Origin of the sequence: Pseudomonas sp. ZY71 (genome assembly GCF_036542145.1) — a bacterium.
GTDB lineage: Bacteria > Pseudomonadota > Gammaproteobacteria > Pseudomonadales > Pseudomonadaceae > Aquipseudomonas > Aquipseudomonas koreensis_A.
Map to the genome: position 1 here is coordinate 6485017 of NZ_CP144274.1, position 23822 is coordinate 6508838.

Consider the following 23822-nt stretch of genomic DNA (forward strand, 5'->3'; position numbering starts at 1 on the left):
CTAGAAAAGAGCGCTGCTTTATACCAGAAAGACTTCGGAGCAACAACATTCGGTGTGCAAACAATCCACAAAAAGGCGCTTTTTCAGCCTGCGAACGCCTTGGATAAAGGCTGGCATCGATTTTTACCACTCGTCGCAGAAAACCACCCTTGCGGGTGTTTCAGACTTTTGGCCGCGCCCCGCAGCCTGAAAAACGGCCATTACTGTGCCCCGAAAATGCAAAAAGGGGATAGTCATTTGTAATCCAGACCTCTAGGGTAGGCCTTTTCCAGACTGCACTTGCAGATGGGCCTTCGATCTGTAAAAGGAAACCGACCATGCGCCTCGCTGCCCTACCCCTGTTGCTCGCCCCGCTCCTGCTGAGCCCCCTGGCCCAGGCCGCCGCGCTGAGCGTCTGCACCGAGGCCAGCCCTGAAGGGTTCGACGTGGTGCAGTACAACTCGCTGACCACTACCAACGCCTCGGCCGATGTGCTGATGAACCGCCTGGTGGATTTCGACACCGCCAGCGGCAAAGTCGTGCCAAGCCTGGCCGACAGCTGGGAAGTCAGCACCGACGGCCTGACTTACGTGTTCAAGCTGCATCCGCAGGTGAAGTTTCACACGACTGAATACTTCAAGCCGAACCGTGAGCTGACCGCCGAAGACGTCAAATTCAGCTTCGACCGCATGCTCGACCCGGCCAACCCGTGGCACAAGGTTGCTCAAAGCGGCTTCCCCCATGCGCAGTCGATGCAGTTACCTGCACTGATCAAGAAAATCGACGCACTTGATCCGCTGACCGTGCGCTTCACCCTCGATCACCCGGACTCTACGTTCCTGGCGACCCTGAGCATGGGCTTCGCTTCGATCTACTCCGCCGAATACGCCGACAAACTGATGAAGGCCGGCGCAACGGACAAGCTCAACAGTCAGCCGATCGGCACCGGCCCGTTCGTCTTCAACCGTTTCCAGAAAGACGCAGCGATCCGTTACAAGGCCAACCCGGATTACTTCGGTGGCAAGCCCGCGGTGGATCCGTTGATCTTCGCCATCACCCCGGACGCTAACGTGCGCCTGCAAAAACTGCGGCGCAATGAATGCCAGATCGCTCTGTCGCCAAAACCGTTGGACGTACAGGCCGCGCTGAAAGAACCGACACTGAAAGTCGAAAAGACTGACGCGTTCATGACCGCGTTCGTCGGTATCAACAGTCAGCATCCACCGTTGGACAAGCCGGAAGTGCGTCAGGCAATCAACCTCGCGTTCGACAAGGCCAACTACATCAAAGCCGTGTTCGAAGACACTGCCGAAGCCGCGAACGGCCCTTACCCGCCGAACACCTGGAGTTACGCGAAGAACCTGCCGGGTTACCCGCACGATGTCGCCAAAGCCAAGGCATTGCTGGCCAAGGCCGGGTTGAAGGACGGTTTCCAGACCACCATCTGGACGCGTCCTTCCGGCAGCCTGCTGAATCCGAACCCAAGCCTGGGCGCACAGATGTTGCAGTCAGATCTGGCGGAAATCGGCATTCAGGCGGAAATCCGCGTGATCGAGTGGGGCGAACTGATTCGCCGCGCCAAGGCCGGCGAGCATGACCTGCTGTTCATGGGCTGGGCCGGCGATAACGGCGACCCGGATAACTTCCTCACGCCGCAGTTTTCCTGCGCAGCGGTCAAGTCCGGCACCAACTTTGCGCGGTACTGCAACGCTGATCTGGACAAGTTGATCAGTGCGGGCAAGACCACTAGCGAGCAAGGTGTGCGCACCAAGCTGTATGAGCAGGCGCAGACGCAGATCCAGCAACAGGCGTTGTGGCTGCCGTTGGCGCACCCGACGGCCTATGCGCTCACACGCAAGGACGTACAGGGTTATTCGGTTAGCCCGTTTGGCCGGCAGGACTATTCCAAGGTCAACCTCAAATAACCTGCCCAGCACACCACCTGTAGGAGTGAGCCTGCTCGCGATGGCGTCATTTCAGTCAACCCATTCGGTGACTGGAAAATTGCTATCGCGAGCAGGCTCACTCCTACAGGGGTTTAGCGTTTTTCCCCTGAGCGTTACATCCAGCCACACTCCGCCATTGATAACGGCTCCCCATCGCCGACGATGAAGTGATCCAGCACCCGCACGTCAATCAACTCCAGCGCCTTTTGCAGACGCTTGGTCAGTAATCGATCTGCCTGACTGGGGTCGGTATTCCCCGATGGATGGTTGTGGCACAGGATCAGCGCCGCCGCGTTATTGGCCAAACATCGCTTAACCACCTCGCGGGGATGCACGCTGGTGTTGTCGATCGAGCCGCGAAACAGGATCTCGAAATTCAGTACTTGATGTTTGGAGTCGAGAAACAGGCAACCAAACACCTCATGCGGTTCGTGACGCAGCATCGATTTCAGATAATCGCGAACGACCTGAGGGTTTTCCAGGGCTGGTTTCTGCCGTGATTTCTCAGCCAGATGCCGCCTGTTCATTTCCTGAGCAGCTTGCAGTTGCGCAAACTTCGCCGGCCCGAGCCCCAATTGTTTGCTGAATGCGTGCTGATCGGCCTCAAGCAGCAAACGCAGGCTGCCGAATTGAGTCAACAGATTGCGCGCCAGGTCCACAGCGCTTATTCCGGGCAATCCGGTGCGCAGAAAAATCGCCAATAACTCAGCGTCCGAGAGGCTCGCTGCCCCATGCTCCAATAACCTTTCCCGCGGGCGTTCCGCCGCAGGCCAATCGCGAATACTCATACACATTCCCTGTCTGTGGGCGCCGCTGTTCCGTAGCGGTCGCTGTGATATCGTAGCCCATCTTTTTTGCGGTCGATTCAACCCTGGGGAGGGGCATCGCATCGCAGTCATCAACGAAATGAAAGGCAGACCTATGCAGCGGCTGTATCGGAAACGCATCGTTCTGGGCGTCGGCGGCGGCATTGCGGCCTACAAGAGCGCCGATCTGGTTCGTCGCCTGATCGACCAGGGCGCCGAAGTGCGCGTGGTCATGACCCACGGTGGCGCCGAGTTCATCACCCCGCTGACCATGCAGGCCTTGTCCGGCCACCCGGTGCACCTCGACCTGCTCGACCCGGCCGCTGAAGCCGCGATGGGCCACATCGAGCTGGCCAAGTGGGCCGATCTGGTGCTGATCGCCCCGGCTACCGCCGACCTGCTCGCCCGCCTGGCCCAAGGCATCGCCAACGATTTGCTGACCACCCTGGTGCTGGCCACCGACGCTGTTGTCGCCGTTGCTCCAGCGATGAATCAGGCGATGTGGCGCGATCCGGCGACCCAGGCCAACCTGCAACTCCTGGAAAGCCGTGGCCTGAAGACCTTCGGCCCGGCCTCGGGTAGCCAGGCCTGTGGCGACGTCGGCATGGGCCGGATGATGGAAGCCACCGATCTGGCGCAATGCGCAGCGGACTGCTTCCAGCGTCAGGCGCTGACCGGCAAGCACGTGGTGATCACCGCTGGCCCGACCCAGGAAAACATCGACCCGGTGCGCTACATCACCAACCACAGCTCCGGCAAAATGGGCTTTGCCCTCGCCGAAGCCGCGGTTGAAGCCGGCGCCCGCGTCACGCTGATCAGCGGCCCGGTGCACCTGCCGACGCCGGATCGCGTCACCCGTATCGACGTGGTCAGTGCCCGCGACATGCTCGCGGCTTGCGAATCGGCGATCCCGTGCGATGTGTTTATCGCCTCGGCTGCGGTTGCGGACTACCGTCCGGAAGTCGTCGCCCCGCAAAAACTCAAGAAAGATCCTACGAGCGGTGACGGCTTCGTCCTGCAAATGGTGCGCAACCCGGACATCCTCGCCACCATCGCGACCCGTCCCGACCGTCCGTTCAGTGTCGGCTTCGCCGCCGAGACCGAACACCTGCTCGACTACGCTGCACGCAAGCTGAAGGACAAGAATCTCGATTTGATCGTCGCCAACGACGTCGCCAACCCGAGCATCGGTTTCAACAGCGAAGAAAACGCCTGCAGCGTGATTGACCGTGCGCTGCACGCCACGGTTTTCGCCCAGACCAGCAAGAGCAAGATCGCTCGCCAACTGGTCACTTTTATCGCCGAACGTCTGAACCAGGTTTAATTTACATGCACGCTTTGCAAGCCAAGATCCTCGACCCACGCATCGGCAGCGAATTCCCGCTGCCGCAATACGCCACCCCGGGTTCCGCCGGCCTCGACCTGCGCGCCATGCTGGATCAGGACATTGTGATCAAACCGGGTGAAACCGTGCTGATCCCGACCGGTCTGTCGGTTTACATCGGCGACCCGAACCTCGCCGCGCTGATCCTTCCGCGCTCGGGCATGGGCCATAAGCACGGGATCGTGCTGGGCAACCTCGTCGGCCTGATCGATTCGGATTACCAGGGCCCGCTGATGGTGTCCTGCTGGAACCGTGGCCAGACCGACTTCACCATGACCGTCGGTGAACGTCTGGCGCAATTGGTGCTGGTGCCAGTGGTGCAGGCGCATTTCGAAATGGTTGAAGAGTTCGTCGAAACCGAACGCGGTACCGGCGGGTTTGGTCATACCGGCACCAAGTAACCGGCGTCATCGTCTGTAGGGGCTGCCGAAGGCTGCGATCTTTTGATTTGGTTTTCTACGATCAAGATCAAAGATCGCAGCCTGCGGCAGCTCCTATAGGGGGAAATTTCAGGCAGATCGGCTGAAAGGTTTACCGCCGTAAATCAAGGTTTTGCCGGCCCAAAGCCACGCCAGCCGAGGCGTCATGGCCCTTTCATACCACGAACTCTCTGTGGAAAACGCCGTCATACCCTTCAGTTTGAGCCTGCCGTCGAACGATTCGTCGGTCTGTCCCGCCACTTTCGAGATGGAGCATTTCCGTAGATGAGCACCCCAGCCAAGATTGCCCCGAAGCTGCCCGACAGCATTTTCCGCGCCTATGACATTCGTGGCACCGTGCCGGAATTCCTCAATGCCGAAACCGCTTACTGGATCGGCCGCGCCATCGGTTCGCAGAGCCTGGCCCAAGGCGAGCCGAATGTGTCCGTCGGTCGCGACGGTCGCCTGTCCGGCCCGGAGCTGGTGGCCGAGCTGATTCGCGGTATCGCCGAAAGCGGCTGCCATGTCAGCGATGTCGGTCTGGTGCCGACGCCGGCGCTGTATTACGCCGCCAACGTCTTGGCCGGCAAGTCCGGGGTGATGCTCACCGGCAGCCACAACCCGTCGAACTACAACGGTTTCAAGATCGTCATCGCCGGCGACACCCTCGCCAACGAACAGATTCAGGTGCTGCATGAGCGCATCAAGACCAACAACTTGAGCAGCGGCACCGGCAGCGTCACCCAGGTCGAAATCCTCGACCGCTACAACACCGAAATCGTCCAGGACATCAAACTGGCCCGGCGCATGAAGGTCGTGGTCGACTGCGGCAACGGCGCGGCCAGCGTGATTGCCCCGCAACTGATCGAAGCGCTGAACTGCGAAGTGATTCCGCTGTTCTGCGAAGTCGACGGCAACTTCCCCAACCATCACCCGGATCCGGGCAAGCCTGAGAACCTTGTCGACCTGATCGCCAAGGTCAAGGAAACCAACGCCGACATCGGCCTGGCGTTCGACGGCGACGGCGACCGTGTCGGCGTGGTGACCAACACCGGCAGCATTGTCTACCCGGATCGCCTGCTGATGCTGTTCGCCCGCGACGTGGTGGCGCGCAACCCGGACGCCGAGATCATTTTCGACGTCAAATGCACCCGTCGCCTGGTGCCGCTGATCAAGGAATACGGCGGTCGTCCGCTAATGTGGAAGACCGGTCATTCGTTGATCAAAAAGAAAATGAAACAATCCGGTGCGCTATTGGCCGGTGAAATGAGCGGGCACATCTTCTTCAAGGAGCGCTGGTTCGGTTTCGATGACGGCATCTACAGCGCCGCACGGCTGCTGGAGATCCTCAGCAAGGAAAAATCCACCGCGGAAGAGCTGTTTGCGACCTTCCCGAACGATATTTCTACGCCGGAAATCAATATCCATGTGACCGAAGAGAGCAAATTCAGCATCATTGATGCTCTGCACGACGCACAGTGGGGCGCAGGCGCTGACCTGACCACCATCGACGGCGTGCGAGTCGATTACGCCAAAGGCTGGGGCCTGGTGCGCGCGTCCAACACCACACCGGTGCTGGTGCTGCGTTTCGAGGCCGATGACGAGGCTGAATTGCAACGCATCAAGGATGTGTTCCACGCCCAACTGAAACGCGTTGCACCTGATCTCCAACTACCGTTCTGATCCACCCGGAGCCCTGAATGACCCTCGAACGCGAAGCCGCCGCCCATACCGCCCAGGTCCTGTCCGAAGCGTTGCCTTACATCCGACGTTATGTCGGCAAGACCCTGGTGATCAAATACGGCGGCAACGCGATGGAAAGCGAGGAGCTGAAAACCGGCTTCGCCCGCGACATCGTGTTGATGAAAGCCGTGGGCATCAATCCGGTGGTGGTGCATGGCGGCGGCCCGCAGATCGGTGATCTGCTCAAGCGCCTGTCGATCGAAAGCCACTTCGTCGATGGCATGCGCGTCACCGACGCGGCGACCATGGACGTGGTGGAAATGGTCTTGGGCGGTCAGGTCAACAAAAGCATCGTCAACCTGATCAACCGTCACGGCGGTAGCGCCATCGGCCTGACCGGTAAAGACGCCGGGCTGATTCGCGCAAAGAAACTGACCGTCACCCGTCAGACCCCGGAGATGACCCAGCCTGAAATCATCGACATCGGTCAGGTGGGCGAAGTGGTCGGGATCAACACCGAACTGCTGAACCTGCTGGTAAAAGGCAATTTCATCCCGGTGATTGCGCCGATTGGCGTCGGTGAAAACGGCGAGTCGTACAACATCAACGCTGATCTGGTGGCCGGCAAAGTCGCCGAAGCACTGAAAGCCGAAAAGCTGATGCTGCTGACCAACATCGCCGGCCTGATGGACAAGTCGGGCACCGTGCTGACCGGCCTGAGCACCCAGCAGGTCGACGATCTGATCGCCGACGGCACCATCTACGGCGGCATGCTGCCGAAGATCCGCTGCGCACTGGAAGCGGTTCAGGGCGGTGTGGGCAGCTCGCTGATCATCGACGGTCGCGTGCCGAACGCGATCCTGCTGGAAATCTTCACCGACACCGGTGTGGGTACGCTGATCAGCAATCGCAAGCGTCCTTAAGCTTTAGTGCAAACAAAAAGACCCCGCTCAGCCTGGCTGAGCGGGGTCTTTTTTTGCACCGCAATCCCTGTGGGAGCGAGCCTGCTCGCGAAAGCGGCCTCTGCATCACATCAATGCTGAATGTGAAGACCTCTTCGCGAGCAGGCTCGCTCCCACAGTGCTCTGCGGTTAAACGCCGAACTGGGCGCGGTAGGCTTCCACGGCTGGCAGGTGTTGCTTGAGCTGCGGATCGTCGGCGAGGAATTCCAGCACCTGATTCAACGAAACAATGCTGATCACCGGAATGCCGAAGTCGCGCTCGACTTCCTGGATTGCCGACAACTCACCGTTGCCACGCTCCTGACGGTTCAGGGCGATCAGCACACCGGCAGCCTTGGCGCCGTCCTGCGAGGCGATGATCTGCATCACTTCGCGGATTGCTGTACCGGCGGTAATCACGTCATCAATGATCAGTACGTCACCGGTCAACGGCGCGCCGACCAGACTGCCGCCTTCGCCGTGGGCCTTGGCTTCCTTGCGGTTGAAGCACCACGGCAGATCACGGTCGTGGTGCTCGGCCAGCGCCACGGCAGTGGTCGCCGCCAACGGGATGCCTTTGTAGGCCGGGCCGAACAGAACGTCGAAGGGAATGCCGCTTTCGGCAATGGCTGCCGCGTAGAAACGCCCCAGCTGCGCCAGAGCCGAACCCGAGTTGAACAGGCCGGCGTTGAAGAAGTAAGGACTGGTGCGCCCGGACTTCAGGGTGAACTCACCGAAGCGCAAAACGCCGCGATCGATGGCAAAACGAATGAAATCGCGCTGATACGCTTGCATGAAAAAAACCCCAAATACCACGGATTTAGCTAATTAGCTTGACGCCGTGTATCATACACGCACGCGATTTTTGGGGCCATTTATGCGGATCATCAGTGTGAACGTCAATGGTATTCAGGCGGCAGTCGAGCGTGGTTTGCTCAGTTGGCTGCAAGCACAGAATGCCGACGTCATCTGCCTGCAGGACACCCGTGCCTCCGCCTTTGAACTGGATGACCCAGCCTTCCAACTGGATGGCTACTTCCTTTATGCCTGCGATGCTGAAGTCCCTGCCCAAGGCGGCGTGGCTTTGTATTCGCGGTTGCAACCGAAGGCTGTCATCAGCGGTCTCGGTTTCGAGACGGCCGACCGCTACGGGCGCTACCTGCAAGCAGATTTCGACAAAGTCAGTATTGCCACCTTGCTGCTCCCTTCGGGGATGAACGGCGATGAGGATTTGAACCAGAAGTTCAAGCTCATGGACGACTTCGGCAAGTACCTGGACAAACAGCGACGCAAACGTCGCGAGTACATTTATTGTGGCTCGCTGTACGTGGCGCAGCAGAAGCTCGACATCAAAAACTGGCGCGACAGCCAGCAATCCCCGGGCTTCCTGGCGCCAGAACGCGCCTGGATGGACGAGATTGTCGGCAACATGGGTTATGTCGATGCCCTGCGCGAAGTCAGTCGTGAAGGCGACCAGTACAGCTGGTGGCCGGATAACGAACAGGCCGAGATGCTCAATCTGGGCTGGCGCTTCGATTACCAGATCCTGACTCCAGGCCTGCGACGCTTCGTACGCAGCGCACGCCTGCCACGTCAGCCGCGGTTCTCGCAGCACGCACCACTGATCGTCGACTACGACTGGACGCTGACCATCTAAGCGCCGTTCGCAGTACAAAAAATGCCCGTATCGCAAGATACGGGCATTTTTTATGCCTGCGCTCAAGACGGAATCGAATTCAGACGGCGGCGAAGAACGGCAACATCAAGTACAGCTTGATCACGACGACATTGATAATGTCGATGAAGAACGCCCCGACCATCGGCACCACCAGAAACGCGATCTGCGAGGGGCCGTAGCGCTGCGTCACGGCCTGCATGTTGGCAATGGCAGTCGGCGTGGCACCTAGGCCAAAACCGCAATGCCCTGCCGCCAGCACGGCCGCATCGTAGTTGCGGCCCATCACCCGGAATGTAACGAAGATCGCGAACAGCGCCATGACCAGCGCCTGAACAGCCAGAATGATGAAGATCGGCAACGCCAGCGCCGCCAGATCCCACAACTTGAGCGACATCAGGGCGATCGCCAGAAACAGCGACAGGCTGACATTGCCCAGTACCGAGACCTCACGCTCAAACACCTGATACAAGCCCAACGCTGAAAGACCGTTGCGCAACACCACGCCTACAAACAGTACGCAAACAAACGTCGGCAACTCGAATGCAGTCCCGTGCAGCAGCCCATTCAACAGATTGCCCGCCAGCAGGCTGACTGCAATCAGCGCCAGGGTTTCGACAAACGAAAAGGGCGTGATCGAGCGCTCCTTGTTCGGCTGCTCGAAACCCTTTGGCAATCGTGGCGCGTCCTGCTGATTGCAACCCGGCACTTCCACACGCTTGATGAGCAACCGCGCCACCGGCCCGCCGATCAAACCACCCAGCACCAGACCAAACGTCGCGGAAGCCATCGCCAGTTCGGACGCTGAGGCCAGACCGTACTTCTCGCTGAATACCGTGCCCCAAGCAGCGCCGGTTCCATGACCGCCCGCCAGGGTGATCGATCCGGTCAGCAGCCCCATCAATGGATCGAGCCCGAGCATTTTTGCCAACCCGATCCCCATCGTATTCTGCACCACCAACAGCCCGGTGACCGCCAGGAGAAATATCCCCACTATCCGGCCACCTTTCTTCAGACTGGCGAAGTCTGCGCTTAAACCGATGGTGGCAAAAAAGGCCAGCATCAAAGGTGTCTGCAGGGAAGTATCGAAACGAACTTCAACATCGAACGTTCGCAGCAGCAACAACAGCAAGGCAACTACCAGCCCACCCGCTACAGGTTCAGGGATATTGTAACTGCGCATGAAACCAACACGCCTAACTAGCCCGCGCCCTAGCAGAAGTACTAAGGACGCGGCCACAAGTGTTCCGTAAAAATCGAGCTGAATCATTGGGATTATTCTTGGCTATATATTCAGAGGCGCGCTTTTTACCTGCACCCGCCTCATGAACCGGCTGATTGTCTCAACACTGATTACTGTGGAATTCAAGAGCCTTCGTTGGCTTGAATATATCTTAATATTTCAGAAGAAATATTAGCCCGGCAACTTTAACAATCGCCATCTGTGATTCCAATGATATGAACCAGAACCAAGCCACTGCAGTTGTGACAAAAAGTGTAATTACGCCATTGATATAAAATGTTACTTGCCACTCATCGCAACAAGATTATTCCTACATACCGAAGAGATAACTTTATGGTCGCAAATAAAAATGCCCTGACATCTCAGGGCATTTTTTAAACTGGGCGAGCTTTTATTTGATCAACCGCCAGGTAAACGGATATCGGTACGGGAAGCCTTCATTAGCCTTCACCCCCGCAATGATCGTCAAAACCAGTGCGCCGATAGCCAGTATTCCCAGCAGAAAGAACCCGATGATCAGCACCATCAGCAGGAAGCAGATCAACGATGCGATGGCGACGGTGATCTGAAAATTCAGCGCCTCTTTACCTTGAGCATCGATGAACGGGTCCGTTTCGCGCTTCATCTGCCAGAGGATCAACGGTCCGATCAGATTGCCGAACGGAATCCAGATCCCCAGCAAGGCGGACAAGTGACAAAACATCGCCCATTGGCGAACCTCTTGGCTCGGTTTGGGCAGCAACTCTTGCTCGTCACTCATCGCGTCCTCCTTGCGGTTATCAACCTGCTCAGTCGGCCAGTGCAGCCTTTTGCAGTTCGAAGATTTCGTTCATGCCCTGCTTGGCCAGCTCCAGCATGGCGTTCAAGTCTTCAGGCTGGAACGGCGCGCCTTCGGCGGTGCCCTGCACTTCGATGAAACCACCGGTGCTGGTCATCACTACGTTGAGGTCAGTCTCGGCAGCTGAATCTTCAAGATAGTCCAGATCCAGCACGGCCTCGCCCTGATACATGCCTACCGACACGGCACCAATCATCTGCTTGAGCGGATCGCCGCCCTTCAGGCCACCACGCTTCTTGATCACTTTCAATGCATCAACCAGCGCAACCATGGCGCCGGTGATCGAAGCGGTGCGAGTACCACCGTCAGCCTGGATCACGTCGCAGTCGACGTACAGGGTCACGTCGCCCAGCTTGGACATGTCCAGCGCCGCGCGCAGGGAACGACCGATCAGACGCTGGATTTCCAGAGTGCGACCGCCCTGCTTGCCACGGCTCGCTTCACGCTGGTTACGCTCGCCAGTGGCGCGCGGCAGCATGCCGTATTCGGCAGTCAACCAGCCTTGGCCCTGTCCCTTGAGGAAACGCGGCACGCCGTTTTCGACGCTGACGGTGCAGATGACTTTGGTATCACCGAATTCGACCAGTACGGATCCCTCGGCGTGTTTGGTGTAGTTGCGGGTAATGCGGATCGAGCGGAGCTGATCGGCAGCGCGACCACTTGGACGTTTCATAGGGAATACCTGTACTGGGGACGGAAAACTGCCGAGCATTATAGAGCGCTGCACCGCGCCTGGGCACTCGTTAAAAAATCCGGGCGACGATCAAAGCCCCTGAAACACCGATTACCGACGGGCTGCAGCCCTTTGTCACACCGTGTGTTTGGGCGCATTCGCCGCACTGCGCTACAATCCTGCGCCTTTGCTGCCAGTCGGCTTAAATTCATTGATATCGAGCCTGCGGAACATCCTGCTGCGCCGATCTGCATTGCGAGGTCACCGCCATGGTGCACAGCATGACCGCCTTCGCCCGCGTCGAGAAAGCCGGCGCACAGGGCACCCTGAGCTGGGAACTGCGCTCGGTCAACAGCCGCTACCTTGAACCGCACCTGCGTTTGCCGGAGTCGTTTCGCGACCTCGAAGGCGCGGTGCGTGAAGCGCTGCGTCAGGGTCTGTCGCGAGGCAAACTCGAATGCACCCTGCGGTTCACCGAAGAAAGCACCGGCAAAACCCTGCAAGTCGATCGCGAGCGCGCCGCGCAACTGGTCGCTGCGGCCGAGACCGTTGCCGGTCTGATCAAGAATCCTGCCGCACTCAATCCCCTGGAAGTGCTGGCCTGGCCCGGCGTACTGGTGGGCGATGCGGCCGACCCGCAGGCACTGAACGCCGACGCACTGGCCCTGTTCAATCAAGGCCTCAAAGAGTTGAAGGCCGGCCGCGAGCGCGAAGGCGCGGAGCTGGCACGCCTGATCAACGAGCGCCTGACTTCCATTGAAGAAGACGTCGTCACCCTGCGTGAACTGGTCCCGCAGATGCTCGCCACCCAACGCCAGAAAGTCCTCGATCGCTTCACCGACATGAAGGCCGAACTGGACCCGCAGCGCCTCGAACAGGAAATGGTCATCCTCGCGCAAAAGAGCGACGTGGCCGAAGAACTGGATCGCCTGAGCACCCACATTATCGAAGTACGCCGGGTGCTCAAATCCGGCGGCGCGGCCGGGCGTCGCCTGGACTTCCTGATGCAGGAACTCAACCGCGAAGCCAACACACTGGGCTCCAAGGCCTTCGACCCGCGCAGCACCCAGGCCGCCGTCAACCTCAAGGTGTTGATCGAGCAGATGCGTGAACAAGTGCAGAATATTGAGTAAGGCAACCCCGACATGACCCACAGCACCGGCACCCTGTACATCATTTCCGCGCCATCTGGCGCGGGCAAGAGCAGCCTGGTCAAGGCGTTGACCGACGCCATACCGGAAATTCGCGTTTCGGTTTCCCACACCACCCGCGCCATGCGCCCGGGTGAAGTGGACGGCGTGAACTATCACTTCGTGACCCGCGAAGAGTTCGTGAAGATGGGCGAGCACGGCGACTTCCTCGAACGCGCCGAAGTCTTCGGCAACTTCTACGGCACTTCGCAAAGCCGCCTGCAGCAGACGCTGGACGAAGGTCACGACCTGATTCTGGAAATCGACTGGCAGGGCGCCGAGCAAGTGCGCAAGCTGATGCCGCAAGCACGCTCGATCTTTATCCTGCCGCCGTCGCTGCAGGCCCTGCACCAGCGCCTGACCAACCGCGGCCAGGACAGCGACGAGATCATTGACGGGCGGATGCGCGAAGCGGTCAGCGAGATGAGTCACTATGTCGAGTACGACTACCTGATCATCAACGACGATTTTGCTCACGCACTGGACGATCTGAAGGCGATTTTCCGCGCCAATCAGCTGCAGCAGAAACGCCAGCAGGTACGTTTCGGCAAATTGCTGGCTGAGTTGCTGGGTTAAAACAGCACTTCCCAAAACAGCTGCAAGCGCTTTACATTGGTGCTTGCAGCGCGTTGAAGGGCTTGGTCAAAAAATCAGCGCTTCCCTAATCGCTGGTGATTTTTTAAACTGTTGAGTCCGCTCGCCCAACCGGGCAGCGCGCATATTGCATTCGCTCCGAGGAATACCATGGCCCGCGTAACCGTTGAAGACTGCCTGAACCACGTGGAAAACCGTTTTGAGCTGGTCATGCTCTCTACCAAACGTGCCCGTCAACTGGCCACCGGCGGCAAAGAGCCACTGGTTCAGTGGGAAAACGACAAGCCTACCGTTGTAGCGCTGCGTGAAATCGCTGAAGGCCTGATGAGCTACGAGTTCATCGCCGAGCAGGAAATCGTCCAGGATGAGCCGCTGTTTGCAGCGTTCGAGGACGAGTCCAACGAGGCCGTCTAAGCCTATGCCTGGTCGACGTAGCACGGCGCGGGATCACAGCTTACGGCAGGAATTATCATGCCGAGCATAGACGCCCTCGCCGATCGCTTATCGACCTACCTCGGCAATGACCAGGTCAACCTGGTCCGCCGAGCGTATTTCTACGCCGAACAAGCCCATGACGGTCAGCGCCGTCGCAGCGGCGAGGCGTACGTCACGCATCCTCTTGCCGTGGCCAATATTCTTGCCGACATGCACATGGACCATCAGAGCCTGATGGCCGCGATGCTGCATGACGTGATCGAAGACACCGGTATCGCCAAAGAAGCGCTGCAAGCGCAGTTCGGTGAAACCGTGGCCGAACTGGTCGACGGGGTCAGCAAACTGACCCAGATGAATTTCGAGACCAAGGCCGAAGCCCAGGCCGAAAACTTCCAGAAAATGGCCATGGCCATGGCGCGCGACATTCGCGTGATCCTGGTCAAGCTTGCCGACCGCCTGCACAACATGCGCACGCTGGAAGTGCTGTCCGGCGAAAAACGCCGGCGGATCGCCAAGGAAACCCTCGAAATCTACGCGCCCATCGCCAACCGGCTGGGCATGCATGCGATCCGCATCGAATTCGAAGACCTCGGCTTCAAGGCCATGCACCCGATGCGTTCCGCGCGGATCTACCAGGCGGTCAAACGCGCCCGGGGCAACCGCAAGGAAATCGTCAACAAGATCGAAGAATCCCTTGGTCATTGCCTCGCTATCGACGGCATCCAGGGTGAAGTCAGCGGTCGGCAGAAACACCTCTACGGCATCTACAAGAAAATGCGCGGCAAGCGTCGGGCCTTCAACGAGATCATGGACGTCTATGCGTTCCGGATCATCGTCGACAAGGTTGATACCTGCTACCGCGTGCTAGGCGCCGTACATAATTTGTACAAACCGTTGCCGGGGCGCTTCAAGGATTACATCGCGATCCCCAAGGCCAACGGCTATCAGTCGCTGCACACCACGCTGTTCGGCATGCACGGCGTACCGATCGAGATCCAGATCCGTACCCGCGAAATGGAAGAGATGGCCAACAACGGCATCGCCGCCCACTGGCTGTACAAATCCAGCGGCGACGAGCAGCCGAAAGGCACTCACGCTCGTGCCCGCCAGTGGGTCAAAGGCGTGCTGGAAATGCAGCAACGCGCCGGCAACTCGCTGGAATTCATCGAGAGCGTGAAGATCGACCTGTTCCCGGACGAGGTCTACGTGTTCACGCCCAAAGGCCGGATCATGGAGCTGCCGAAAGGCTCCACGGCGGTCGACTTTGCCTACGCGGTACACACCGACGTCGGTAACAGCTGCATCGCCTGCCGGATCAACCGTCGCCTCGCACCGCTGTCCGAACCGCTGCAAAGCGGCTCCACGGTCGAGATCGTCAGCGCTCCCGGCGCCCGACCGAATCCGGCATGGCTCAATTTCGTCGTCACCGGCAAGGCGCGCACGCACATCCGCCATGCGCTGAAACTGCAACGTCGCTCCGAGTCCATCAGCCTCGGCGAACGCCTGCTGAACAAGGTCCTCAACGGTTTCGACAGCGCGCTGGAGAAAATCCCGGCCGAACGCGTCAAAGCCATGCTCACCGAGTATCGCCTCGAACTGATCGAAGATTTGCTTGAAGACATTGGCCTCGGCAACCGCATGGCCTATGTGGTCGCCCGCCGCCTGCTTGGCGAAGGCGAGCAGTTGCCAAGCCCGGAAGGCCCGCTGGCGATTCGCGGCACCGAAGGTCTGGTGCTGAGCTACGCCAAGTGCTGCACGCCGATCCCGGGCGACCCGATTGTCGGCCACCTGTCGGCGGGCAAAGGCATGGTCGTGCACCTGGACAACTGCCGCAACATCAGCGAAATCAGGCACAACCCGGAAAAATGCATCCAGCTCTCGTGGGCCAAGGATGTCACCGGCGAATTCAACGTCGAACTGCGCGTCGAGCTGGAACACCAGCGCGGCCTGATCGCCCTGCTGGCCAGCAGCGTCAACGCAGCCGACGGCAATATCGAGAAAATCAGCATGGACGAACGCGATGGTCGCATCAGCGTGGTCCAGTTGGTGGTCAGCGTCCACGACCGTGTGCACCTGGCCCGCGTGATCAAGAAGCTGCGCGCCTTGACCGGGGTGATCCGCATCACCCGCATGCGTGCATAACTCAACCATTACAAGGAGTCATACATGACCAAGACTGTTATCACCAGCGACAAGGCCCCGGCTGCCATCGGCACTTACTCCCAGGCGATCAAGGCCGGCAACACTGTTTACATGTCGGGTCAGATTCCTCTGGACCCAAAAACCATGGAACTGGTTGAAGGCTTCGAAGCCCAGACCGTACAGGTGTTCGAGAACCTGAAGGCCGTGGCTGAAGCCGCTGGCGGTTCGTTCAAGGACATCGTCAAACTGAACATCTTCCTCACCGACCTGAGCCACTTCGCCAAGGTCAACGAGATCATGGGCAAGTACTTCGACCAGCCATACCCGGCCCGCGCCGCCATCGGCGTTGCCGCCCTGCCAAAGGGTTCGCAGGTTGAAATGGATGCCATTCTGGTCATCGAGTGATGCGCACGGCGCGGCCTTCAAACGCCGCGCCGACTGCTCTGCAAGAAAAGGTTTTGAAAGGATTCCACCATGCGCAAAGCGCTAGCTCTCCCGCTGCTCGCCATTTTCCTCGGCGGCTGCGCCAGCAACCCTGCCGACCGTGACATCAGCGGCACCTGGATCAACCAGGTGGCGATCGATGCCGCAGCCAAGGGCGGCCCCCTGCGCGAAGCGCTTCAGGCTTACGGTCCGAACCTTGAGTGGGACGTCAACACCAAGGCCAGTCAGGCCCGCTACACCAACGGTTTTGAGAACGTCGAAGGACGGCTGCTGGGCGAGAAATCCGGCGCCTGGAAAGTCGACTTCTATGGCAGTTCTGCTAGCGAGCTGAAACGCGACGGCGGACAACTGCAGCAAGCCGCCAGCGAGAACGAACCCGAGCAGGTGTTCGACCGTGCACAGATTCCGGTGCCGGAAGGCGCACCGATTGGCGCCAGTTTCGAACGCGCGCTGTATTCCGCCTACATGGGTGGCAGCTGGACAATCGCCAGCGGTCAGGGCGAAGGCAGCACCGTGCAGTTCCAGGCTGATGGCCAGGTGTCCGGTTTGCCGGGGGCCGACCGTTATGCCCTGTGCCTGGCAGGTGATTGCGCGTCGATGAGCAGTACCAACGACAACATGTGGTTGCAACTCAACGGTCAGGGCAACGCCTACATCTTTGCGCGCAAGGGCAAGGAACTGGAGATTTTCCAGGCCGTGAACACCGCGCTGGCAGATGAAATGCCGCAGTACACGCCGGGCGAGAGAAAGTGGTTGCTGAAGAAGCAGTAACCCGCTTCTGAGTTCGCAGCCCCCCCCTGTAGGAGTGAGCCTGCTCGCGATAGCGGTTTAACAGTCAGCACAAGTGTTGAATGTTAGGACCTCATCGCGAGCAGGCTCGCTCCCACAGTTGTTTTGTGTTGTTAGAAAGTCAGCATTTATCTTCGAGGATCGCGGCGTAGCCTTCGCGGTAACTCGGGTACGTTGGCGTCCAGCCCAACGCTTTCGCCCGGGCATTGCTGCAGCGTTTGCTGCCGGTGCGCCGCACGCTGGCATCTTCAGACCATTCGGTAACGCCCAGATACTCACGCAACCAGCCCACCACCTCGGCCAAAGGTGCCGGCGCATCGTCGACACCGATGTAGAAATCCTCCAGCTTCACTCCCTGCCGAGCCTTTTCCAGCAGAAACGCCAATAACCCTGCTGCGTCGTCGGCATGAATTCGATTGCCATACAGCGGCGGATCAACCGCCACGCGATAACCGCGACGCACTTGAGTCAGCAGCCATTCGCGGCCCGGCCCGTAGATCCCGGTCAAACGCAGAATGCTCGCAGGAATGCCACTCTTAAGCGCGACCTGCTCAGCCTCCAGCATCAATCGCCCGGAATAACCGGCAGCGATGGTCTCTGAGTTCTCATCGACCCACTCACCCTCCTGCTGTCCATAAACACTGCTGCTGGAAACGAAGATCAGCCGCTCAGGCACTTGCCCGTAATCGTCGAGCCAACTCAGAACATTCTGCAAACCCTGCACATAAGCCGCGCGATAACCGGCTTCATCGTGATCGGTGGCCGCAGCGCAATACACCAGATAGTCCACGGCCCCCACCGGCCATGTCGCCGGGCAGTCTTCGTTGAACAGGTCGCCGGCAACGCCGATCACCCCAGCAGGCAGCTTCGAAACATCCCGGCGCAGGCCATGAACTTCCCAGCCAGCCGCCAGCAATTGCTTGGCCAGACGACTGCCGACATCACCACAACCGGCAATCAAAACAGAAGGCGCGGACATCAAAAAACTCCTATCGGAAAGACACAGACTAGCCTCGGGACAGGACGAGCGGCTAGCAATGCAGGAAAAAAAGATACTCTATTACTTTTGTTAACAAGAATTACTTGCAATAATGCACGCCACTTTTGTTCTCGGCCTCACGAGGCCTGGTAGAGCATCACCGTTTTTCTATCTCAGGTCCGGCCAGCATGACACGTAATCAAATCCCCGCTTCGCCAACCAATCGACCTCGCGCCTGGAGCGCAGTGGCGGCTCTGTTGCTCAGCCTGATGCTGGCACCGACTGCCGCTTTCGCCGACGCTCAAGCGCCAGCAACGCCAGCTGCCACCGAGCAAAGCGCACCAGCCGCCGCTCCGGCTGCCCCGGCCGCTACCGATCCGGTGCAAGCGGTTGACGCTGCCGACGTTCCTGAAGTTCTCGAAGCCGACAACAGCCTGGGCATGGCCCACGACCTGTCGCCGTGGGGCATGTACCAGAACGCCGACATCATCGTGAAAATCGTGATGATCGGTCTGGCCATCGCTTCCATCATCACCTGGACCATCTGGATCGCCAAAGGCTTCGAGCTGATGGGCGCCAAGCGTCGTCTGCGAGGCGAAATCGCCGCGCTGAAAAAGGCCACCACCCTTAAAGAAGCCAGTACCACTGCCGGCAAGGAAGGCACCCTCGCCAACCTGCTGGTGCACGACGCCCTCGAAGAGATGCGCCTGTCGGTCAACAGCCGCGAGAAAGAAGGCATCAAGGAACGCGTCAGCTTCCGTCTCGAGCGTCTGGTTGCAGCCTGCGGTCGCAACATGAGCAGCGGCACCGGCGTCCTCGCCACCATCGGTTCCACCGCGCCGTTCGTCGGCCTGTTCGGTACCGTGTGGGGCATCATGAACTCCTTTATCGGCATCGCCAAAACCCAGACCACCAACCTTGCTGTCGTAGCGCCAGGTATTGCTGAAGCATTGCTGGCCACCGCACTGGGTCTGGTTGCCGCGATCCCAGCCGTGGTGATCTACAACGTCTTCGCCCGCTCCATCGCCGGTTACAAGGCGCAGGTTTCCGACGCCTCGGCAGAAGTGCTGCTGCTGGTCAGCCGCGACCTCGATCACCAGCCTGAGCGCAGCTCGCAGCCGCACATGGTCAAAGTGGGGTAATCGGCCATGGGCCTGCATTTGAAAGAAGGCGCAGACGACGATCTGGCCGAGAACCACGAAATCAACGTCACGCCGTTCATCGACGTGATGCTGGTGCTGTTGATCATCTTCATGGTGGCCGCGCCATTGGCCACCGTGGACATCAAAGTCGACCTGCCTGCCTCGACCGCCAAACCGGCGCCGCGGCCAGAGAAACCGGTGTTCCTCAGCGTCAAGGCTGACCAGCGCCTGTTCCTCGGCGAAGACGAAGTGAAGCCCGAAGCACTGGGCGCCACCCTCGACGCCAGAACCAAGGGCAAGAAAGACACCACCATCTTCTTCCAGGCCGATAAAGGCGTGGATTACGGCGACCTGATGAGCGTGATGGATAACCTACGCTCTGCCGGTTACCTGAAGGTCGGCCTGGTCGGACTTGAGACGGCAGCCAAGAAATGATCACGACGCGCCATAAGCTGACGCGTTACAGCGGTAGCCTGGCCGTGGTGCTGGGCGTTCATGCGCTGGCCATCGCGCTGGCGCTGAACTGGACCGCCCGCCCGCCCATCGAATTGCCGCCGCAGGCAATGATGGTCGAGCTGGCACCGGTTCCGGCCCCGCCACCGCCTGCTCCGCCGAAAGTCGTCACACCGCCGCAGCCACCGGCTCCGGTGGAAGAGTTGCCGATTCCGAAGCTGGCCGAAGCACCGAAAGCTGAAATCGCGGTGCAGAAACCCAAGCCGAAGCCAAAGCCGAAACCGCCGAAGCCGATCGAGAAGAAGCTGCCTGATCCACCGAAGGAAAAACCTTCCGAGGAGAAGCCGGCCGACACGCAACCGACTCAGGCACCGACGGAGAAATCCGCCCAGCCTGCACCGGGTCCGTCGCCGGCTCAGATGGCTGCCAAGGCCAGCTGGCAAGGCACCCTGCTCGCGCATTTGGCCAAGTACAAAAAGTACCCGGCCAGTGCTCAGGCACGCGGTAAAGAAGGCTTGAACCGTCTGCGCTTCGTGGTGGATGCCGAAGGCAACGTGCTGTCGTTCGAACTGGTGGGCCGCTCCGGCAACGCCGATCTGGACAGGGCGACCCTGGAAATGATCCGCCGCGCACAACCGCTGCCCAAGCCACCGGCCGACATGCTCAACAACGGCTCGATCGAAATTGTTGCGCCGTTTGTTTACTCGCTCGAACGCCGCCGCTAAGGCAACGCAAAACCTGTAGGAGTGAGCCTGCTCGCGATAGCGTTGTGTCAGACGATGATTTTCTGACTGACACGCCGCAATCGCGAGCAGGCTCACTCCTACAAGGGCTCTCCGTTAGCCGGAAGATCCAGCCAAAAAGGCACCGGAAGGTGCCTTTTGCATATCTGCCAGCGGCAAACCGACATTGCCCGGTGTCGCATGTCGCCCTCAGTCTGATAACGTGCGTCTATCGATTGCAGCCGGTATGCTTGGCCCGCATCTTCATGGACGCTTGCTATGACCCTCACAGAATTACGCTACATCGTAACCCTCGCCCAAGAGCAGCATTTCGGCCACGCCGCCGAACGTTGCCACGTCAGCCAGCCGACCCTGTCGGTGGGCGTGAAAAAGCTTGAAGACGAACTCGGTGTGCTGATTTTCGAGCGCAGCAAAAGCGCCGTGCGCCTGACTCCGGTCGGCGAAGGCATCGTCGCTCAGGCGCAGAAAGTCCTCGAGCAAGCGCAAGGCATCCGCGAACTGGCCCAGGCTGGCAAGAACCAGCTGACCGCGCCGTTGAAAGTCGGCGCGATCTACACCGTCGGCCCGTACCTGTTCCCGCACCTGATTCCGCAACTGCACCGGGTCGCCCCGCAGATGCCGTTGTACATCGAAGAAAACTTCACCCACGTGCTGCGCGACAAACTGCGCAACGGCGAGCTCGACGCGATCATCATCGCCCTGCCGTTCAACGAAGCCGACGTGCTGACCCTGCCGCTGTACGACGAGCCGTTCTACGTCTTGATGCCGGCCCAGCACCCGTGGACACAGAAAGAAACCATCGACGCCGGCCTGCTCAACGACAAGAGCCTGCTGCTGCTCGGCGAAGGCCACTGCTTCCGCGATCAGGTTCTCGAAGCCTGCCCGACCCTGACCAAGGGCAACGACGGCGCCAAGCACACCACGGTCGAATCCAGCTCGCTGGAAACGATTCGCCACATGGTCGCGTCCGGTCTGGGCATCTCGATCCTGCCGTTGTCGGCCGTCGACAGCCATCACTACGCCCCGGGCGTGATCGAAGTGCGGCCACTGTCGCCGCCGGTGCCGTTCCGCACCGTGGCCATTGCCTGGCGCGCGAGTTTCCCACGGCCGAAAGCCATCGAGATTCTCGCCGACTCCATTCGCCTGTGTTCGGTGGCCAAGCCAGCGGCACCGGTTACAGCCGGTTAAGCGAGCGTCATGACTGAGCTGTCGCAAGTGTCGGTGACGGCACTCAAGGGTGTCGGCGAAGCCATGGCCGAGAAATTGGCCAAGGTCGGCCTGGAGAATCTGCAGGACGTGCTGTTTCACCTGCCGCTGCGCTATCAGGATCGCACCCGCGTGGTGCCGATCGGTGCGCTGCGACCGGGGCAGGACGCCGTGGTCGAAGGCACCGTCAGCGGCGCCGACGTGGTCATGGGCCGCCGGCGCAGCCTCGTCGTGCGCTTGCAGGATGGCACCGGCGGACTAAGTCTGCGCTTCTACCATTTCAGCAACGCGCAGAAAGAAGGCCTCAAGCGTGGCACGCGGGTGCGCTGCTACGGCGAAGCCCGGCCCGGTGCGTCAGGACTGGAGATCTACCACCCGGAATACCGCGCCATCACCGGCGACGAACCGCCGCCCGTGGATGAAACCCTGACCCCGGTCTACCCGCTCACCGAAGGCCTGACCCAAGCGCGTCTGCGCCAGTTGTGCATGCAAACGCTGACGATGCTCAAGTCAGACACCTTGCCCGACTGGCTGCCGACCGAACTGGCCCGCGACTATCAACTCGCGCCGCTGGCCGATGCGATCCGCTACCTGCACAACCCGCCCGCCGATGCCGACGTCGACGAACTCGCCCTCGGCCATCACTGGGCGCAGCATCGCCTGGCTTTCGAAGAACTGCTGACGCACCAATTGTCACAGCAACGTCTGCGCGAAAGCATGCGTTCGCTGCGCGCACCAGCGATGCCGAAAGCGAAAAAGCTGCCGCCGAAATACTTGGCCAACCTCGGCTTCAACCCGACCGGCGCGCAACAGCGGGTCGGCAACGAAATCGCCTACGACCTCAGCCAGCACGAACCGATGCTGCGGCTGATTCAGGGCGATGTGGGCGCAGGTAAAACCGTGGTTGCCGCCCTCGCCGCCCTGCAAGCGCTGGAGGCCGGTTATCAGGTCGCGCTGATGGCGCCGACCGAGATCCTCGCCGAACAGCACTTCATCACCTTCAAGCGCTGGCTCGAACCGCTGGGCATTGAAGTCGCGTGGCTGGCCGGCAAGCTCAAGGGCAAGAACCGCGTCGCCGCGCTGGAACAGATCGCCAGCGGCACACCGATGGTGGTCGGCACCCACGCGCTGTTTCAGGACGAAGTGCAGTTCAAGAATCTGGCGCTGGTGATCATCGACGAACAGCATCGCTTCGGCGTGCAGCAGCGTCTGGCGCTGCGGCAGAAAGGCGTCGGCGGGCGCATGTGTCCGCATCAGTTGATCATGACCGCCACACCGATTCCACGCACGCTGGCGATGAGCGCCTATGCCGACCTCGACACCTCGATCCTCGACGAGCTGCCGCCAGGTCGCACCCCGGTCAACACCGTGCTGGTCACCGACACCCGCCGCGTCGAAGTCATCGAACGCGTGCGCGGTGCCTGCGCCGAAGGGCGTCAGGCCTATTGGGTGTGTACGCTGATTGAAGAATCGGAAGAGCTGACCTGCCAGGCCGCCGAAACCACCTTCGAAGACCTCACACTTGCCCTCGGCGAACTGAAAGTCGGGCTGATTCACGGGCGCATGAAACCCGTCGAGAAGGCCGCCGTCATGGCCGAATTCAAGGCCGGCAACCTGCAACTGCTGGTCGCCACCACGGTGATCGAAGTCGGCGTCGACGTGCCCAACGCCAGCCTGATGATCATCGAAAACCCCGAGCGCCTCGGTCTCGCGCAACTGCACCAGTTGCGCGGCCGCGTTGGCCGGGGCAGCGCCGCCAGCCATTGCGTGCTGCTCTACCATCCGCCGCTGTCGCAGATCGGTCGCCAGCGCCTGGGCATCATGCGCGAGACCAACGACGGTTTCGTCATCGCCGAAAAAGACCTCGAACTGCGCGGCCCCGGGGAAATGCTCGGCACTCGCCAGACCGGCCTGCTGCAATTCAAAGTCGCCGACCTGATGCGCGACGCCGACTTGTTACCCGCCGTCCGCGACGCCGCGCAAGCCTTGCTGGAACGCTGGCCAACCCACGTCAGCCCATTACTCGATCGCTGGTTGCGTCACGGGCAGCAATACGGCCAAGTGTGAGCACCGTCGCAGTTTCTGACAGATCGTTCCGACCAAGCTGGTTATACTCCT

Annotated in this window: 22 protein-coding genes and 1 pseudogene; 17 read left to right on the forward strand and 6 right to left on the reverse strand. The window is 60.0% G+C overall.

Annotated elements, in window-relative coordinates:
• The first annotated feature begins 317 nt into the window (after window positions 1–317).
• Window positions 318–1904, forward strand: a complete 1587-nt coding sequence (locus tag VY732_RS28945) for an ABC transporter substrate-binding protein (RefSeq protein ID WP_077575043.1) — start codon at window positions 318–320, stop codon at window positions 1902–1904.
• A gap of 134 nt (window positions 1905–2038) precedes the next feature.
• Here the strand turns inward: VY732_RS28945 and radC are convergent, their stop codons facing one another.
• Window positions 2039–2713, reverse strand: coding sequence for a RadC family protein (radC, locus tag VY732_RS28950; protein WP_077575044.1), 675 nt, complete (start codon window positions 2711–2713; stop codon window positions 2039–2041).
• Between the two features lie 133 nt (window positions 2714–2846).
• On the opposite strand from radC, the gene coaBC reads away from it, so the two are divergent.
• From coaBC to argB, 4 genes and pseudogenes are all read left to right on the forward strand, one after another.
• Window positions 2847–4055: a bifunctional phosphopantothenoylcysteine decarboxylase/phosphopantothenate--cysteine ligase CoaBC gene (gene coaBC, locus VY732_RS28955; protein ID WP_095119812.1), complete on the forward strand. Its 1209-nt coding sequence runs from the start codon at window positions 2847–2849 to the stop codon at window positions 4053–4055.
• A 5-nt stretch (window positions 4056–4060) separates the two neighbouring features.
• On the forward strand, window positions 4061–4516 hold the full coding sequence (gene dut / locus VY732_RS28960; RefSeq protein ID WP_007920363.1) for a dUTP diphosphatase: 456 nt from the start codon (window positions 4061–4063) through the stop codon (window positions 4514–4516).
• Between the two features lie 324 nt (window positions 4517–4840).
• A pseudogene (locus tag VY732_RS28965) lies at window positions 4841–6217 on the forward strand (phosphomannomutase/phosphoglucomutase); the annotation flags it as partial.
• A 17-nt stretch (window positions 6218–6234) separates the two neighbouring features.
• The gene (gene argB, locus VY732_RS28970; protein ID WP_003229488.1) at window positions 6235–7140 is read left to right on the forward strand and encodes an acetylglutamate kinase; all 906 of its coding nucleotides are present in this window, start codon (window positions 6235–6237) and stop codon (window positions 7138–7140) included.
• A 168-nt stretch (window positions 7141–7308) separates the two neighbouring features.
• Here the strand turns inward: argB and pyrE are convergent, their stop codons facing one another.
• Window positions 7309–7953 carry an orotate phosphoribosyltransferase gene (gene pyrE, locus VY732_RS28975; RefSeq protein ID WP_008078597.1) on the reverse strand — a complete coding sequence of 215 codons (645 nt, stop codon included), beginning with the start codon at window positions 7951–7953 and terminating at the stop codon, window positions 7309–7311.
• Between the two features lie 82 nt (window positions 7954–8035).
• On the opposite strand from pyrE, the gene VY732_RS28980 reads away from it, so the two are divergent.
• A complete protein-coding gene (locus VY732_RS28980) occupies window positions 8036–8815 on the forward strand; it encodes an exodeoxyribonuclease III (RefSeq protein ID WP_007920349.1) in 780 nt (259 codons plus the stop codon).
• Between the two features lie 79 nt (window positions 8816–8894).
• Here VY732_RS28980 and gltS read toward each other — a convergent pair whose 3' ends face one another.
• The 3 genes from gltS to rph form a co-directional block, all read right to left on the reverse strand.
• Entirely contained in the window at window positions 8895–10103 is a 1209-nt protein-coding gene (gene gltS / locus VY732_RS28985; protein ID WP_331693100.1) for a sodium/glutamate symporter, read from the reverse strand.
• Window positions 10104–10467: 364 nt separating this feature from the next.
• Window positions 10468–10836, reverse strand: a complete 369-nt coding sequence (locus tag VY732_RS28990; protein WP_007920344.1) for a DUF4870 domain-containing protein — start codon at window positions 10834–10836, stop codon at window positions 10468–10470.
• 28 nt (window positions 10837–10864) lie between these two features.
• Window positions 10865–11587, reverse strand: a complete 723-nt coding sequence (rph, locus tag VY732_RS28995; RefSeq protein ID WP_016985814.1) for a ribonuclease PH — start codon at window positions 11585–11587, stop codon at window positions 10865–10867.
• A 269-nt stretch (window positions 11588–11856) separates the two neighbouring features.
• On the opposite strand from rph, the gene VY732_RS29000 reads away from it, so the two are divergent.
• From VY732_RS29000 to VY732_RS29025, 6 genes are all read left to right on the forward strand, one after another.
• Window positions 11857–12720 (forward strand): YicC/YloC family endoribonuclease, encoded by an 864-nt coding sequence (locus tag VY732_RS29000; protein ID WP_077575046.1) that lies wholly within the window; start codon window positions 11857–11859, stop codon window positions 12718–12720.
• 12 nt (window positions 12721–12732) lie between these two features.
• Window positions 12733–13353, forward strand: a complete 621-nt coding sequence (gene gmk / locus VY732_RS29005) for a guanylate kinase (RefSeq protein ID WP_008078609.1) — start codon at window positions 12733–12735, stop codon at window positions 13351–13353.
• A gap of 168 nt (window positions 13354–13521) precedes the next feature.
• Window positions 13522–13785 carry a DNA-directed RNA polymerase subunit omega gene (rpoZ, locus tag VY732_RS29010; protein WP_016985812.1) on the forward strand — a complete coding sequence of 88 codons (264 nt, stop codon included), beginning with the start codon at window positions 13522–13524 and terminating at the stop codon, window positions 13783–13785.
• A gap of 57 nt (window positions 13786–13842) precedes the next feature.
• Window positions 13843–15948, forward strand: a complete 2106-nt coding sequence (gene spoT / locus VY732_RS29015; protein WP_064589822.1) for a bifunctional GTP diphosphokinase/guanosine-3',5'-bis pyrophosphate 3'-pyrophosphohydrolase — start codon at window positions 13843–13845, stop codon at window positions 15946–15948.
• Window positions 15949–15972: 24 nt separating this feature from the next.
• Window positions 15973–16353 (forward strand): RidA family protein, encoded by a 381-nt coding sequence (locus VY732_RS29020; RefSeq protein ID WP_003229509.1) that lies wholly within the window; start codon window positions 15973–15975, stop codon window positions 16351–16353.
• Between the two features lie 69 nt (window positions 16354–16422).
• Complete coding sequence (locus tag VY732_RS29025; protein ID WP_331693104.1) at window positions 16423–17163, forward strand: hypothetical protein; 741 nt, start codon at window positions 16423–16425, stop codon at window positions 17161–17163.
• Between the two features lie 139 nt (window positions 17164–17302).
• On the opposite strand, the gene VY732_RS29030 is transcribed toward VY732_RS29025, so the two are convergent.
• Window positions 17303–18160: an SDR family oxidoreductase gene (locus VY732_RS29030; protein ID WP_331693105.1), complete on the reverse strand. Its 858-nt coding sequence runs from the start codon at window positions 18158–18160 to the stop codon at window positions 17303–17305.
• 188 nt (window positions 18161–18348) lie between these two features.
• Between VY732_RS29030 and exbB the strand changes: the two genes are divergently transcribed.
• The 5 genes from exbB to recG all read left to right on the forward strand — a co-directional run bounded on the left by exbB (window position 18349) and on the right by recG (window position 23771).
• Window positions 18349–19302 carry a tonB-system energizer ExbB gene (gene exbB / locus VY732_RS29035; RefSeq protein WP_077575049.1) on the forward strand — a complete coding sequence of 318 codons (954 nt, stop codon included), beginning with the start codon at window positions 18349–18351 and terminating at the stop codon, window positions 19300–19302.
• 6 nt (window positions 19303–19308) lie between these two features.
• Entirely contained in the window at window positions 19309–19737 is a 429-nt protein-coding gene (gene exbD, locus VY732_RS29040; protein ID WP_053125060.1) for a TonB system transport protein ExbD, read from the forward strand.
• Complete coding sequence (locus VY732_RS29045) at window positions 19734–20480, forward strand: TonB family protein (RefSeq protein ID WP_116028517.1); 747 nt, start codon at window positions 19734–19736, stop codon at window positions 20478–20480. The genes exbD and VY732_RS29045 overlap by 4 nt, the downstream gene beginning before the upstream one ends.
• Window positions 20481–20756: 276 nt before the next feature.
• Entirely contained in the window at window positions 20757–21686 is a 930-nt protein-coding gene (locus VY732_RS29050; RefSeq protein WP_007920331.1) for a hydrogen peroxide-inducible genes activator, read from the forward strand.
• Between the two features lie 9 nt (window positions 21687–21695).
• Entirely contained in the window at window positions 21696–23771 is a 2076-nt protein-coding gene (recG, locus tag VY732_RS29055; protein WP_331693107.1) for an ATP-dependent DNA helicase RecG, read from the forward strand.
• Window positions 23772–23822 lie beyond the last annotated feature (51 nt).